The sequence below is a fragment of the Cryobacterium sp. genome (assembly GCF_025463825.1).
GTDB lineage: Bacteria > Actinomycetota > Actinomycetes > Actinomycetales > Microbacteriaceae > Cryobacterium.
On record NZ_JAODBG010000073.1, the window covers coordinates 1 to 14,138 of the forward strand.

Annotated in this window: 12 protein-coding genes and 1 pseudogene; 6 read left to right on the forward strand and 7 right to left on the reverse strand. The window is 68.4% G+C overall.

Features of this window, described 5'->3' with window-relative positions:
- Positions 1–378: pseudogene (locus JWP54_RS08800) on the reverse strand (polyphosphate kinase 2 family protein); the annotation flags it as partial.
- Positions 379–871: 493 nt separating this feature from the next.
- Here JWP54_RS08800 and JWP54_RS08805 point away from each other — a divergent pair.
- Positions 872–1,228, forward strand: coding sequence for a hypothetical protein (locus tag JWP54_RS08805; protein ID WP_297370516.1), 357 nt, complete (start codon positions 872–874; stop codon positions 1,226–1,228).
- A 48-nt stretch (positions 1,229–1,276) separates the two neighbouring features.
- Here JWP54_RS08805 and JWP54_RS08810 read toward each other — a convergent pair whose 3' ends face one another.
- Complete coding sequence (locus tag JWP54_RS08810) at positions 1,277–2,152, reverse strand: serine hydrolase (protein WP_297370519.1); 876 nt, start codon at positions 2,150–2,152, stop codon at positions 1,277–1,279.
- Between the two features lie 43 nt (positions 2,153–2,195).
- A complete protein-coding gene (locus tag JWP54_RS08815; protein WP_297370522.1) occupies positions 2,196–3,668 on the reverse strand; it encodes a peptide MFS transporter in 1,473 nt (490 codons plus the stop codon).
- Between the two features lie 62 nt (positions 3,669–3,730).
- Here JWP54_RS08815 and JWP54_RS08820 point away from each other — a divergent pair, with 62 nt between their 5' ends.
- Positions 3,731–5,317, forward strand: coding sequence for an MFS transporter (locus tag JWP54_RS08820; RefSeq protein WP_367274198.1), 1,587 nt, complete (start codon positions 3,731–3,733; stop codon positions 5,315–5,317).
- 204 nt (positions 5,318–5,521) lie between these two features.
- Here the strand turns inward: JWP54_RS08820 and JWP54_RS08825 are convergent, their stop codons facing one another.
- Positions 5,522–6,892, reverse strand: coding sequence for an alpha-galactosidase (locus tag JWP54_RS08825; RefSeq protein WP_297370607.1), 1,371 nt, complete (start codon positions 6,890–6,892; stop codon positions 5,522–5,524).
- Positions 6,893–6,968: 76 nt separating this feature from the next.
- On the opposite strand from JWP54_RS08825, the gene JWP54_RS08830 reads away from it, so the two are divergent.
- Positions 6,969–7,475 (forward strand): hypothetical protein, encoded by a 507-nt coding sequence (locus JWP54_RS08830; protein ID WP_297370528.1) that lies wholly within the window; start codon positions 6,969–6,971, stop codon positions 7,473–7,475.
- Positions 7,476–7,533: 58 nt separating this feature from the next.
- On the opposite strand, the gene JWP54_RS08835 is transcribed toward JWP54_RS08830, so the two are convergent.
- The 3 genes from JWP54_RS08835 to mftR form a co-directional block, all read right to left on the reverse strand.
- Positions 7,534–9,711 carry an elongation factor G-like protein EF-G2 gene (locus JWP54_RS08835; protein ID WP_297370531.1) on the reverse strand — a complete coding sequence of 726 codons (2,178 nt, stop codon included), beginning with the start codon at positions 9,709–9,711 and terminating at the stop codon, positions 7,534–7,536.
- Positions 9,712–9,912: 201 nt separating this feature from the next.
- Entirely contained in the window at positions 9,913–11,550 is a 1,638-nt protein-coding gene (locus tag JWP54_RS08840; protein WP_297370534.1) for a GMC family oxidoreductase N-terminal domain-containing protein, read from the reverse strand.
- On the reverse strand, positions 11,547–12,182 hold the full coding sequence (mftR, locus tag JWP54_RS08845; RefSeq protein WP_297370537.1) for a mycofactocin system transcriptional regulator: 636 nt from the start codon (positions 12,180–12,182) through the stop codon (positions 11,547–11,549). Before mftR ends, JWP54_RS08840 begins: the two co-directional genes overlap by 4 nt.
- Positions 12,183–12,288: 106 nt before the next feature.
- Here mftR and mftA point away from each other — a divergent pair, with 106 nt between their 5' ends.
- The 3 genes from mftA to mftC are packed head-to-tail and all read left to right on the forward strand — an operon-like array spanning position 12,289 to position 14,090.
- Positions 12,289–12,408 carry a mycofactocin precursor MftA gene (gene mftA, locus JWP54_RS08850; protein WP_297370540.1) on the forward strand — a complete coding sequence of 40 codons (120 nt, stop codon included), beginning with the start codon at positions 12,289–12,291 and terminating at the stop codon, positions 12,406–12,408.
- A 9-nt stretch (positions 12,409–12,417) separates the two neighbouring features.
- A complete protein-coding gene (gene mftB, locus JWP54_RS08855) occupies positions 12,418–12,693 on the forward strand; it encodes a mycofactocin biosynthesis chaperone MftB (RefSeq protein WP_297370545.1) in 276 nt (91 codons plus the stop codon).
- Entirely contained in the window at positions 12,690–14,090 is a 1,401-nt protein-coding gene (gene mftC / locus JWP54_RS08860; protein ID WP_297370548.1) for a mycofactocin radical SAM maturase, read from the forward strand. Before mftB ends, mftC begins: the two co-directional genes overlap by 4 nt.
- Positions 14,091–14,138: the final 48 nt, after the last annotated feature.

Consider the following 14,138-nt stretch of genomic DNA (forward strand, 5'->3'; position numbering starts at 1 on the left):
TAGCTCGGCCTTGGTGGGCGCTTTGAACGCTACGTGGCTCACGCCCTGCGGGTCTACCGCGCCCACGACGTGGCGCACGATGCCGCCCTTGCCCGAGGTGTCCATGCCCTGCAGGATGAGCAGCACCTTGCGGGTGTCGCCCTTCCGGCTGTTGGCGAAAAGCATCTCCTGCTGGTGCGAGAGCTCGGCCTCGGTGGCGGGCGCGGCGGCTTCCGCATCCGCTTTAGTGCCGGTGAAGCCGGGCGTGGAGCCGGAGTTGACAGTGCCGAGGACGAACCCGCGGGTGACCTTGAGTTGGTTGCTCGATTCATCGCTCCAGCCGGGAGCGGGTTTCTTGGTGGTCTTGCTCTTCGCGGCCACAGCGGTTCCCTTCGTCAAATGTTGCCATTCTGCTCTGCTGGGCGGCGCCCGTCGAGCGTGCTGCACGAACCGGGCGCGCCCTGATCAGCGTCTTTGGTGCCCCCTCCTGGCGTCATGGCATTCAGGGACGAGTGTTCGATGACGCCGCTCCGCGGCAGCTACGCGGGTTCCACGCCGCTGCGCGGGGAAAACGCCACCCGGCCGCGCCACCCGCGCACCGGCGCGACACCCGCGCACCGCGCCACGTGGGCTCCACGCCGCTGCGCGGGACGCGCGCCACCCGCGTACCGGCGCCTGACCCGCGCACCGAGCTACGTGGGTTCCACGCCGCTGCGCGGGGAAAATGCCACCCGGCCGCGCCACCCGCGTATCGGCGCGACACCCGCGCACCGAGCTACGCGGGTTCCACGCCGCTGCGCGGGAGGCGCGCCACCCGCGTAACGGCGCCTGTCCCGCGCGCCGCGCCATCCGCATCCGTTGACCCTTCGAGTGGGGCGGACCGTCCGCTAGGTTGGTCTTTCTTCCGGGGTGCATCTCGGGCAGCGGCTACTCCGACCTGGACCGCGAGCCGTCCGCGGAGGACGCCCCGCCGGTCGACCTGCCGGACTACGCCACGCAGACCATGGAGCCGACCACGATGCCGTTCGTGGACGAGGTCGGCGGCTGGCGGCTGTACCTGGCCGAGGGCGCCGAGTCCCCCGTGTGCGTGCTCGCCTACGAGAGCGAGACCAACTGGGTGAGCTCCTGCGGTTCCAGCATGATGACGACAAGCTCAGGAAGCTACGAGGTCATGGTCGTGAGCGACAACATGCCGGGCGAGGATGGCTGGACAAGGGCGGGAGAGAACCTGCTGGTCAAGGGAGAATAACTCGGTTGCGCGCCAGCTGTCGCACCCGTGCGGGGCCCGGATCCGACATCACTCCCGCAGGGCGGCGCAGGCGAGCTCGGCGAGGCGGTGGTCGTTGCCCTCCTCGTGCGCGGTGATGGTGATCACCGCGTCCCGCTCGGTGTCGACGAGAACGTACTGGCCGTATCGGCCGTCGAGCCGCCACGCCTGCTCTGGGCCGGCCCAGACGGCCAAACCGTACCGGTCGAAGGGGGCGTCGCCGCCGGTGCCGGCCCAGCCGGTGTGCATCCCGTCGACCCAGGCCGCGCTCACCAGCTGCCGGCCCTCCCACCGGCCGCGGTCGCGGAGGAGCCGGCCGATGCGGGCGAGTTCTGCGGTGCGCAGCTCGAGACCGCTGCCCCCGACGATGTGACCGAGCGGGCACCGGTGCCACTGCGGGTTCTGGATGGCCAGCGGTGCGAAGAGCCGCGGCAGCAGCCAGTCGCGCACATCGCCGACCACCGCCCCGAGCATCCGCATGGCCACGTAGGTGCTGGCGTCGGAGTATTGGAAGTGGCTGCCCGCACCGCGGCTGGGCCGGCGGAGCATCTCCTGGGCCAGGTCCGGCCAGGGCGCCGGCTCGTCGGCGAACCACCGGAAGTCGATGCCACTGGCCATGGTGAGCAGGTCGCGCAGCGTCACCGCGGCCACGCCGGCGCCGAGCTCCAGGCCGGGCAGGGCCTCGGCGACGGTGGTGTCGAGGGCGATGAGGTGCTCGTCGACGGCCAGCCCGGCCGCCAGCGCGCACACACCCTTCGAGACCGAGTAGAGGTTCTCGCGGTCGTCGCTGCGCCAGCGGTGCTGTGCCTCATCCGTCCCGACGAGCACGTGCACGCCATAGGCGCCGAGCTTCTCGGCATCCACGGCGGTGACAAGGGTGTGCAGTACGGCGGCGGCAGCGGTCATGCACCCATTCTGTCGGTCACCGCTGTCGGGCAGCGGCGTCGCGCTAGCGAACCCCGCTCATCAGCCGCAGGATCGGCCGGGTGAACAGCGCCAGGATGACGCCGAGCAGGATGGCGATTCCGCCGAGCACCCCGAAGTACAGCTGTTCGGGGGCGACCGCGTACCACTCGGCCAGCAGGCCCGAAATGGCGGTTCCGAGAGCGACCGACAGGAAGAACAGCGCGACCATCTGGGTCTTGAACAGCTCGGGAGCGAGCTTCGTGGACACCGACAAGCCCACCGGGGACAGCAGTAGCTCAGCGACGGTGAAGATCAACAGGATGCCGATCATCGCCAGCAGCGGGGTGGAGTTCGCCGCTCCGCCGGCGAAGGGCAGGAAGAGCAGGAACGCCAGGCCCATGATCGCGGTGCCGAAGGCGAACTTCACGGGTGTGGACGGCTGGCGGGCTCCCCATTTGCTCCAGATCGCGGCGAAAACGCCCGACAACACGATGATGAACACCGGGTTGATCGACTGCACCCACGACACCGGCATCTCCCAGCCGAAGAGCACCCGGTCCAGCCGCAGGTCCGAGTAGATCGTCACGACGGTGAACTGCTGCTGGTAGAGCGACCAGAACGCCACACTCGCGATGAACAGCGGGATGAAGGCATACACGCGCTTCCGTTCCACCGCCGAGATGTGCCGGTTGCTGAGGATCACGATGAAGTACGACACGGATGCCACGATCGTCACGCCGATCACGATGGTCACCAGGTTCGTTGCGGTGATGACGCCGGTGAGCGCCAGCACCACGATCAGCACGATGAATGCGGCCGCGATCAGCCCGTACGGCAGGTACCGGCTGCGCGGCAGCGGGTCAGGGATCTCGCGGGACACGGCCGGCAGCCGTTTGCCTCCGAACGAGTACTGGATCAGGCCGATCGCCATGCCCACGGCGGCGAGTCCGAAGCCGTAGTGGAAGCCGACGGTGGTCTGGAGCAGGCCGGTGAGGATCGGGCCGAAGAACGCGCCCAGGTTGATGCCGAGGTAGAACAGGGAGAACCCGGCGTCGCGGCGGGGATCGTCCTTGCGATACAGCGTGCCGACGACGGAGGTGGCGTTGGCCTTGAGACCTCCGCTGCCGAACGCGATCAGGATCAGGCCGACGATCACGCCGGCGACACCCGGGATCAGCGCCAGGGCGATGTGGCCGAACATGATGATGAACGCGCTGACGAAGAGCACCCGTTCTGAGCCCGCCAGCCGGTCGGCGATCCAGGCGCCCAGGATCGTGGAGAGGTACACCCCGCCGCCGTACGCACCGACGATACCCGCCGCCGTGGCCTGCGGAATATCGAGGCCGCCCTCGGCCGCCGAGTAGTACAAATAGAGCAGCAGGATGCCCTGCATCCCGTAGAACGAGAAGCGCTCCCACATTTCGACACCGAAAATCGTGGCCAGCGCCCGAGGTTGACCGAAGAACCGATGGTCGTCCTGGGCGGCCTTCGACTCGGGTTCCGCGATACTCGTCATTGTTTCGACGATACCCCCGGGGCACTGAAAGTTCTGCAGGGGGCCGGGACCTTTGTCCTCCCGTGCGGGCCGCTCGCCGGCCGTTCCGTCGTTGCGCGGGCACGGCGCCGTTCCGCGGGTGGCGCGCCACCCGCGCAGCGGCGCGTAGCCCGCGCAACCGAGAGCCAAGACGACTTCCGGTGGCGCAGCGGGCCCCGCCGCCCGTGCAGAATGAATCCATGACCCGATCGGCGACCCTCAACCGGCCCCTGGCCCTGCTCGTTGCCGGCACCTTCTTCATGGAGGTCCTCGACGGCACGATCATCCAGACCGCCGCCCCGGCGATGGCGCGCGACCTCGGCGTCAACGCGGTCGACATCAACATCGCCATGACGGCCTACCTCCTCACCCTGGCCGTGGGCGTTCCGGTCAGCGGATGGCTGGCCGACCGGTTCGGCACCCGCCGCATCTTCGCGCTGGCGATCGTGCTTTTCACCGTGGCGTCCGCCCTCTGCGCACTGAGCACCTCGCTGCCGATGCTGGTGGCCATGCGAGTGCTGCAGGGCGTGGGCGGCGCCATGATGGTGCCGGTCGGCCGGCTGGCCGTGCTCCGCGCCGTCGAGAAGCGCGACCTGCTGGACGCCATGGCCTACCTCACCTGGCCGGCCCTGTTGGCACCGGTGCTCGCGCCCGTGCTCGGCGGGGTCATCGCCGACACCGTCGGCTGGCAGTGGATCTTCCTCGTCAACATCCCGATCGGCGTTCTCGCGTTCGTCGTGGCGCTGCGCGTGGTGCCGGTCACCGACCCTGTGCACCGGCACCAACTGGACTGGGCCGGCTTCGCCCTGGTGGGCGTCACCCTTGCCGCGCTCGTGCTCGGCATGGAGCAGATCGGCATGAGCCCGACCAACTGGTGGCTGGCCGGGGGCCTGCTCGCGGGCTCGGCCACGGTGGGGGCGGCCGCGGTGCTGCGGTTGCGGCGGGCGGCGCATCCGCTGCTCGACCTGTCCGCGCTGGCGATCCCCACGTTCCGGGTGGGCAACGTCGGTGGCGGTGTCTACCGGTTGCTGATCGGCGCAGCCCCGTTCCTGTTCGTGCTGCTCTTCCAAACCGGGTTCGGCTGGAGCGCATCGCAGGCCGGGCTGCTCGTGATGGCCGTGTTCCTCGGCAATGTCGCGATCAAACCGGCGACGAGCCCGCTGATCCGCCGGTTCGGCTTCCGCGCGGTGATCGTGGGCAGCAACCTCTGCGGTGCGGTGGTGTTCGTCCTGTGCACGTTCATCGAACCGGGCACGCCGATCGCCGTGATCGCGGTGCTGCTCTTCGCGAGCGGCGTGTTCCGCTCGATCGGGTTCAGCGGCTACAACTCCGTGCAATTCGCTGACGTGCCGGCGCCGATGACCTCGGCCGCGAACACCCTCGCCTCCACCCTGCAGCAGGTGGCCGTTGGGCTCGGAATCGCCGTGGCCGCGCTCATCGTGCGCGCCACGACCGCGGGCGCGGCGCTGGTCGACCCGGCGATGGGGGAACTGGGCTACCGCTGGGCGTTCGGCGTGCTCGCGGTCCTCCTCCTGGTGCCGGCGATCGAAGCCTGGCGGATGCCGGCCCACGCCGGCGCGGAGGTCGCCGCCCGCCGTTCCCGAGTGGCACCGCGCCCCGACGCAGGCTGACCGGCGGGCTGAGCGTCGCCGACGGGGTCCGCCTGACCTCCGTTTTCCGTGTTGCGCGGGCAAGGCGCCGTTGCGCGGGTGGCGCGCCACCCGCGTACCGGCGCCGTACCCGCGTGGCCTCCCGCGCGCATCCGGCGGGGAGCACGCCTGCGCATCCCCGAGGTCAGAACCACGGCCACTTGCGATCGGCGCGCGCGCCCGGCCTCAGCAGACCACGGCCTCGAAGACCAGCGCCTGGCCGGGGCCGAGCTGCGGCAACCGCACCCCGAGCGTGGCCAGCGTCGAGCCGGGAAGGCGCACCGAACCGCGTTCCAGCCAGGCCGGCGGTGTCACGTCCAGGGTCCGTGGCGCTCGCAGCTCCGGTACCGGCCTGAGCTCGTAGAGCGCATCCGGGGTCAGCCCGGGAATCCGCAGCGGGGCAGGAAGGGCGCGCCCTCCCGTGGCGACGCGGGCCACGCGCACCACTGCCGTGCCGCGGTCCGTGGAGATCACCGAGCTGATGCGCAGACCCGGGTCACCGTTGTCGAGGTGGAAGGTCCGGCCGGTGTGGAGCACCGCGCGGAGCCGCTTGTAGGCCTGGAACGCGTCGCGGAGTTCGTCCAGCTCGGTCGGGGTGCAGTCCGTGATGTCCCACTCGATGCCGGCGGAGGCGAACAGCGCCGCCGCGATGCGAAAGCCGAGGTCGCTGGCCCGCCGGGTGGTGTGCGCCACCGGCGGTCCCACGTGCGCGCCGATCAGTTCCGGCGGCAGGATCAGGCCGGTCCAGCGCTGGATCTCCAGGCGTTCGAACGGGTCGTTGGTGTCCGACGCCCATACCCGGTCGGTGCGTTCAAGGATCCCCAGGTCGACGCGGGCCCCGCCGGAGGCGCAGGCCTCGATCTCCAGGTCCGGATGCCGCGCCCGGAGGGCATCCAGCAACGCGTACACCGCCTCCGTGTACCGGTGCAGGTGCGCCCGGCCGCCGGAGACGGCCTCGATCAGGTCGCGGTTCTGATCCCACTTGATGTAACCCAGCCGGTACTCGGAGACCAGGGTCGAGATCGCCGTGAAGAGGTATTCGAACACCTGCGGATTGGACACGTCGAGGACGTACTGGTTACGCCAGGAGCGCACACCCCCGTCGTCGGGGCCCAGCAGCCAGTCTGGGTGCTCACGCGCCAGGTCGGAATCCAGGCTGACCATCTCGGGCTCGAACCACAGGCCGAACTCCATTCCGTACCGCTCGACGGCGCGCAGCAGCGGATGCAGCCCGTCCGGCCACACCTGCGCGTCCACGGTCCAGTCGCCGAGCCCGGCGGTATCCGACCGGCGGGCCCGGAACCAGCCGTCATCGAGCACGAACCGCTCGACGCCGACAGCGGTTGCCACTGCCGCCAGCCGTTCCAGCCGGCCGAGGTCGTGGTGGAAGTACACCGCCTCCCAGGTGTTGAGGGTGACTGGCCGGGGCCGGCGGGGGTGCCCGGGCCGGGACCGGAGCGACGAATGGAGTCGGTGGGAGATCTGGTCTAGGCCGGCATCGCTCCAGACGAACACCGCTGTCGGGGTACGGAAGGAGGCGCCCGGCTCGAGTGAGATTTCGCCGGCCCCGTTCGGGGCATGCTATCCCGGTCGATCCACCGACAGTACTCACGCTCGATCAAAGGAGATTTTGATGCGCTTACGACCAGCCCTCGCCCTGAGCACGGCGGCACTCACGCTCGTCGCCCTCACCGGTTGCGGACAGAACGCCGCATCAGACGGCCCGATCACCCTCAACTACTGGGCCTGGAGCGCCGAGTCCCAGAGCGTAGTCGACGTCTGGAACGCGGCGAACCCCGACGTCCAGGGGAAGTACACGGATGCCGGCGGCGGCAACGACTCCTCCGCCAAGCTCCTGACCGCTTCCCGGGCCGGCAACGCCCCCGACGTCGCCCTGGTGGAATACACCACCCTTCCGCGCTCGTGGTGGGCGGCGTCCCCCTCGAGATCACCGCGCGGTGCGCTCCGGATGCGCATCCGCCGGCGCCACCCCGCAACGGCAATGGCTCGTATGATTTGGCCGGGCACTTCCTCGTGCCAGCGGCCCACCACGCCGAGATCGCGGCCCCACCTCTCCAATCGCGCTACCTGCGTTACGCGGGTCACACGCCGTTGCGCTGGTGGCGCGCCACCCGCGTAACGGCGCCACACCCGCGCAACTCCGGCACAGGCCAGCGCGGCGAGGGCGCGGCGGCCGGTCACGCGTTGACAGCCGCAGGCACCAGACTGGACGGCACCGGGTCGTGGCGCAGGTAGCTGCGTGAGAACATGCCGCTTCCCGCGGTCAGGGCCCGCAGCTCGATTGCGTACCGGAGCAGCTCGGCATCCGGGATTTCGGCGGTGATCTCGGTGCGATCCTCGCCCACCGACGTCGTGCCGGTGGTGTGTCCCCGGCGGGTCGACAGGTCGGTCATCACCGGGCCGACGAAGGCATCCGGCACGCTGATCGTCACCGCCGAGACGGGTTCGAGCAGCTGGATGCGGGTCGTCGCGGCGGCCTCCCGCAACGCCAGCGCCCCGGCGGCCTGAAACGCCGCATCCGACGAATCGACGCCGTGCGTCTTGCCGCCCACCAGGGCCACCCGGATGTCCACCACCGGGAACCCGGCCGAGACGCCCCGCTGCATCTGCGCCCGCACGCCCTTCTCCACCGAGCCGATGTAGTGCCCGGGCACCACTCCGCCGACGATCTTGTTCACGAATTCGAACCCGGCCCCACGGCCCCGCGGTTCGACCTCGATGTCACAGATCGCATACTGGCCGTGGCCGCCGGACTGCTTGACGTACCGGCCGCGGGCAACGGCGGGCGCGGCGAAGGTTTCCCGCAACGGGGTGATCACGTCGACGGTCTCCAGCTTCACGCCCTGCCCGCGCAACCGGTCGAGCACCACCTCGGCGTGCGCCTCCCCCATGCACCAGAGCACCAGCTGATTGGTCTCGGGATTGCGCTCCACCCGCAGGGTCGGGTCGACGGCCGCGACCTTGCCGAGGTTCTTCGCGATCGCGTCCTCGTCGCTGCGCGCCGCCCCCTGCACCGCCACCGGCATCAGCGGCTCCGGCATCTCCCACGCTTCGATCAGAAGCGGCTTCTCCCGGTCCGACACGGTGTCGCCGGTCTCGGCGTCGGTCAGCCGGGTGAGCGCGCAGATGTCCCCCGCCACACAGAGCGCCACCGGCATCAAGGTCGACCCGAGCGGTGACTGCAGGTGGGTGACCCGCTCGTCGCTGTCGTGGTCCTCATGGCCGCGCTCGGCGAGACCATGGCCGGCGATGTGCACCAGGGAGTCCTCCCGCAGCGTGCCGGAGAAGAGGCGGACCAGGCACACCCGGCCCAGGAACGAGTCGATGGTGGTGCGCACCACCTCACCCACCAACGGCCCATCCGGGTCACAGGCCACCCGCACCGGTGTGCCGGCCAGGTCGGTCACCCGGGGCAGGGCCCGCTCCAGCGGGGACGGAAACGCGCCGGTGAACATCTCGAGCAGCTCCGCGGTGCCCACCCCGGTCTCGGCGGATGTCGCCAGCACCGGGTAGAAGAAACCGCGCACCACGGCGATCTCCAGGTCGGCGATGAGGGTCTGCAGGGCCATCTCCTCACCGCCGAGGTAGCGGTCCATCAGGGATTCGTCTTCGCTCTCGGCGATGATCCCCTCGATCAGGGTGCCCCGGGCGGGTTCCAAGCCGGCCCGTTCGGTCTCGGTCGCCGGCCGCCGGACGGGGTGCTGGGCGTCCGCGCTGTAGTCCGACACCGTTCCGGAGAGCACCCCGAGCAGCCCGGTGATGGCCCCGTCGCTGCGGACCGGCACGTACAGCGGCAGCACCGACGCGCCGAAATTCTCCTGACAGGCGGCCAGCACCGCCTCGTACGCGGCCCGCGGATGATCGATCCGGCTGATCACCACGGCCCGCGGCATCCCCACCCGCTCGCACTCCGCCCACAGGGCGGTCGTGGCCGCATCCACCCCGTCAACGGCCGAGACCACGAACAGCGCCGCATCCGCCGCCCGCAACCCGGCGCGCAGGTCGCCGACAAAATCGGCGTAGCCCGGGGTGTCGAGCAGGTTCACCTTCACGTCGCCCACCGCCAGCGGCAGCACCGAGAGCGCCACGGAGCGTTGTTGGTGGATCTCGGACGGGTCGGAGTCGCTCACCGTGCTGCCGCCCACGATCGTGCCCATCCGGTTGATCACCCCGGTGGCGGCGAGCAGGGCTTCGGCGAGCAGGGTCTTGCCGGCGCCAGACCGGCCGACGAGGGCGATGTTTCGGATCTTGTCCGGATGCTTCACCAGCACACCCGACGACGCCGACGCCCGGCGCAGGTCCACGCCGCCGCGGCTGGACGCTTTCGACGCATCCTGTGTGCCTTTTACCGTCATGAGCAGCTCCCGACGTCGTCGTCCGACTTTCCCGCACCGTTGTAACCGATTTGACCCCAGACCCGACCGCACGGCAAGGACCCGAGCCCCCTATTCCTAACTCCTGCGATTCGGGCGCGGTCGTCGACCTGCACCGCATGATTTCGCGGTTCCCCGCCCGACTCTGAAGAAAATTGCAGGAGTTATGCGTGGAACAGGAACTCAGTCGCCGCGTCGGATGAAGCTTGCGATCAGTTCACCGATGAGCACGGCCGTTGCCGCCGGTCCCCTGGTCGGGGCTGTGGGCAGAATCGAGGTGTCGGCGACACGGAGACCCTGTAGCCCGTGCACGCGACCGTATTGATCCACGACCGCAGCCGGATCGTCGACGGCACCGAATTGCGCGCTGCCGCAGAGGTGGATCGCCGTACCGAGGTGCGCGAGCATCCACCCGTCGAGCGCGTCATCGCTCTCCAGCACAGGGTCGTTGAGTTCGGTCAATTTCCGAAACAGCGGTGTGAAGGCATCCGTGCGGAGCAGTCGCACCGACGTGCGGATGGCTTCGCGCATGCGTCGCCGATCGCTCTCGGTCGAGAGATAGTTGTAGTCGATCCGTGGTTGCACGGCCGGGTCGGCGGAGGTGAGCGTGATGTGTCCCCGCGAGGTTTCGGCCTGCAGGGCGACGAGGAACGCGAGGTCGCCCTGGTGATTCACTTGTTGCGCGAACCGGCGTAGCGAGACGCCTCTCATCGCATGCAGCGAGCGCAACGGATGTCGCAGGAATTTTTGCGCTCCATTCATTACCCCGTGCGCGCTGCCGGTCAACAGATAGCCCATCGGCTTGATCATCGGCAGAATCTCGAGGTCACCCTCGACGGTCGAGGCCTCGGCCGTGAAATTGAGGCACGCGGCCATGGACTGGCTCGTCGAGTAGTCGACGATGCGGCGCCGGGGCTGCCAGCTGACGGCGATGTCCGGATGGTCGCTGAATGCGGCGCCCACTCCGGCTCGGTCGCATACCACCGGGATGCCGTGCCGCTCGAGCTCCGCGCGTGGCCCGACACCCGATACGAGCAGCAGATGCGGCGTCTTCACGCCACCGGCAGACAGCACGATCTCGCTGCCTTCGATGATTGAAATGACTCCGGCCCGCTCGATTTCGACCCCCATCGCGCGACGGCCGTCGAACAGGATTCGGCGCACGTAACTGCCGCCCTGCACGGTGAGGTTGTCGCGCCAGCGCACCGGGTTGAGGTAGGTGATCCCGGTATTCAGCCGCACACCATCGACGGCGTTCATAGGCACCGGCCCGTACCCGGCTGGGCCCTGGTCGTTCTTGTCGGGCTCGGCCGAGAAGCCCAGTTCAGCAGCGGCAGCGACGAAAGCGACCGTGGCCGGATCATCCTGCTGTGGCCGCGAGATCGTCATCGGGCCCGATCCGCCGTGTGTCGCGCTGGCGCCGAAATCGACGTCGGTCTCGAGTTTCCGGAACACGGGCAGAACGCGCTCCCACGCCCATTCGTCGTTGCCGTTCGCGGACCACCGATCGAAATCCTGTTTGCGCGCGCGGATGAAATACGCCCCATTGATCGCTGAGGACCCACCGAGAATACGACCGCGGGCTATGGAATACGGCAGTGCTGGTGTCAGTCGACCGGTGAATGACCAATTCTCGGGATGCCCGGGCATGGCCCCGCGTACAGTCCCCGCGTCCAGCAGTTCCGGCGGAAACTCTCCCGTGCTCTCCGGAACCGGGCCGGCTTCCAACAACAGAACCGTGCGCTGCGCATCCTCGCTCAGTCGCGCAGCGAGGGGCGCGCCAGCCGCACCGGCCCCCACCACTATGACGTCGTAGCTCACGTGGAGTGCGATTCACCCTCGGTGCCGGCGAAGAGGGTCTTCATCTCGACGAAGGCGGCATCGAGCAGATCGAGAAGGTCGGCGTCTTCATGCTCGAGCCATTGCTCGTAAGCGGCTAGTGAGGCGCCCAGGAATGCCCACGCAATGGTTTGCGGCGCGATACCGCCCAGCGGAACCTGAAGTCGCGCCGCGGCGAATTCAGCGACCACCTGGCGCCAGGCCGCATAACGCAGGGTCGAGTGGGCGACAAGAGCCGGGACGTTGAGCAGCAGATACATGCGCTCGCGATGCACCGGGATTTCCGCAGCCGGGAATCGATTGAACTCGATGACGGCAGCGGTGAGCGCCTGAACGAGAGGCGTGCCCTCCGGTAACGTGGCGAGATGGTCACGCATCTGATCGAGCTCGGAGTCGAAGTCGCCCCACGGGAGGTCGTTCTTGGACGGGAAGTACCGGAAGAGGGTGCGGCGCCCGATGCCGGCCGCGCTCGCGACGGCATCCACCGTCGTGTTCTCGAAACCCTGCTCCTTGAACAGTTCCAGCGCTATATGGCTGAGTTCCGCCTGCGTTGTCGACGGTTGTCGGCCCTGTCGGGCGGCGGGCTGCCCGGCTGGATCGGTTGAGGTGCTCAACGCAACCATTCCGTTTCACCCCTTCCCTTTGGCACTGGGTGCCATTAGTCTCCATCTGTAATAGACATTGCCGCTGTAGTCGATTTCTAGCACGAGGAGGACCCTCATGGGTGCCACAGAACAGTCAACCACCGTCGCCGTCCCAATTCCGGTTGTGGCGCCTCCGATTCAGGAAGACACCCTGGTCGAGGAGATCTCGATTGACGGCATGTGCGGCGTCTACTAGAGCACCGACATGCCCGACCTGGATCTCGATCGCGGATGGGATCTTCATCCGCAGGTGTCCGTTCGTCCTGAACCATTCGGCGCGCTCCTGTACCACTTCGGCACCCGCAAGCTCTCGTTCCTGAAAGACACGACGCTTCTCGCCGTGGTGAGAACCCTCGCGGAATCTCCTACCGCCCGTGCGGCATGCACGGCCGTCGGCATCGCCGATTCCGATCTCCCTCGATACCAGCGCGCCCTCGGCACGCTCGCGACATCGTCCATGGTCGTCGAAAGGGCCTCATGACACTGCTCGATGCACCTCACACGTCTCCCTTCGTTCTCGCTCCCGCCGACACTCCGCGTAAGACCGAACGTCTCGTCGACCTCTTCGAATACGGCCTCGACGCCCCGATCTGTCTCACCTGGGAACTCACCTACGCCTGTAACCTCTCCTGCGTTCACTGCCTCTCCAGTTCGGGGCGCCGCGATCCCCGCGAGCTGACGACCGCGGAGGCGAAAGCCGTCATCGACGAGTTCGAGCGGATGCAGGTTTTCTACGTCAACATCGGCGGCGGCGAGCCGACCGTGCGGCCCGATTTCTGGGAACTGGTCGATTACGCGTCTGCCCACCATGTCGGAGTCAAGTTCTCCACCAACGGCGTGAAGATCTCTCCGGAGGTCGCCCGGCGACTCGTCGCCAGCGACTACGTTGACGTGCAGATCTCGCTGGACGGCGCGACGGCTGAGGTCAACGACCATGTGCGTGGTCCCGGCTCCTACGCCACGGCGCTGAAGGCCATGCAGAACATGTACGACGCCGGTTTCACGGGCTTCAAGATCTCGGTCGTCTGCACGAGCCAGAACATCAGCCAACTCGACGATTTCAAGGCCATCGCGGACAGGTTCGACGCGCAGTTACGGCTCACCCGGCTGCGCCCCTCCGGTCGTGGGGCGGACGTGTGGGACGAGCTGCATCCTTCCCAGGCGCAACAGCGCGAGCTCTACGACTGGCTGGTCGCGCACGGAGAAGGGGTTCTGACCGGCGACTCGTTCTTCCATCTCTCCGCCTTCGGCGACGCGCTGCCTGGCCTCAACCTCTGCGGCGCAGGCCGGGTGGTCTGCCTCATCGATCCGGTGGGGGATGTTTACGCCTGCCCGTTCGCCATTCATGAAGAGTTCCTCGCCGGCAACGTTCGCTCTGAGGGCGGCTTCCAGGAGGTTTGGAAGCACTCGGAGCTCTTCCTCAAGCTGCGCGAACCACAGTCCGGTGGCGCGTGCACGTCCTGCACCTTTTTCGACACCTGTAAGGGCGGCTGCATGGCCGCCAAGTTCTTCACCGGCCTGCCGCTCGACGGTCCAGACCCGGAGTGCGTTCAGGGCTACGGTGAAGAGCTGCTGAAGGAGCGGAAGCAGAAGGACGGCGGCCCCGTACTCCCCACCTCGTCGATCGCGGACCACTCCCACCGCACCACTCGGGCGGTTCGCTCGGGAATCGGTCCGGTACAGCTCACCCTGAGCCGCCGGGCCGGGATGGCTCCGGAGAACGTGAGCGACTGCGAGGTCAGTCCCCTCGTCGGGTTCAGCCCGAAAGAGCCCCCGGCTCCGACTGTTGACGAGAGCACGCTGATCGGTCGGAACCTACTCGCGAGCGCGCCATCCGGCTGCGCCTGCGGCAGCGGAGGAACCTGTGGCTGTAACTGATCCTTGACGGCTGCATCCTGAACCAACGATTCCGCCGATCACGGCGGA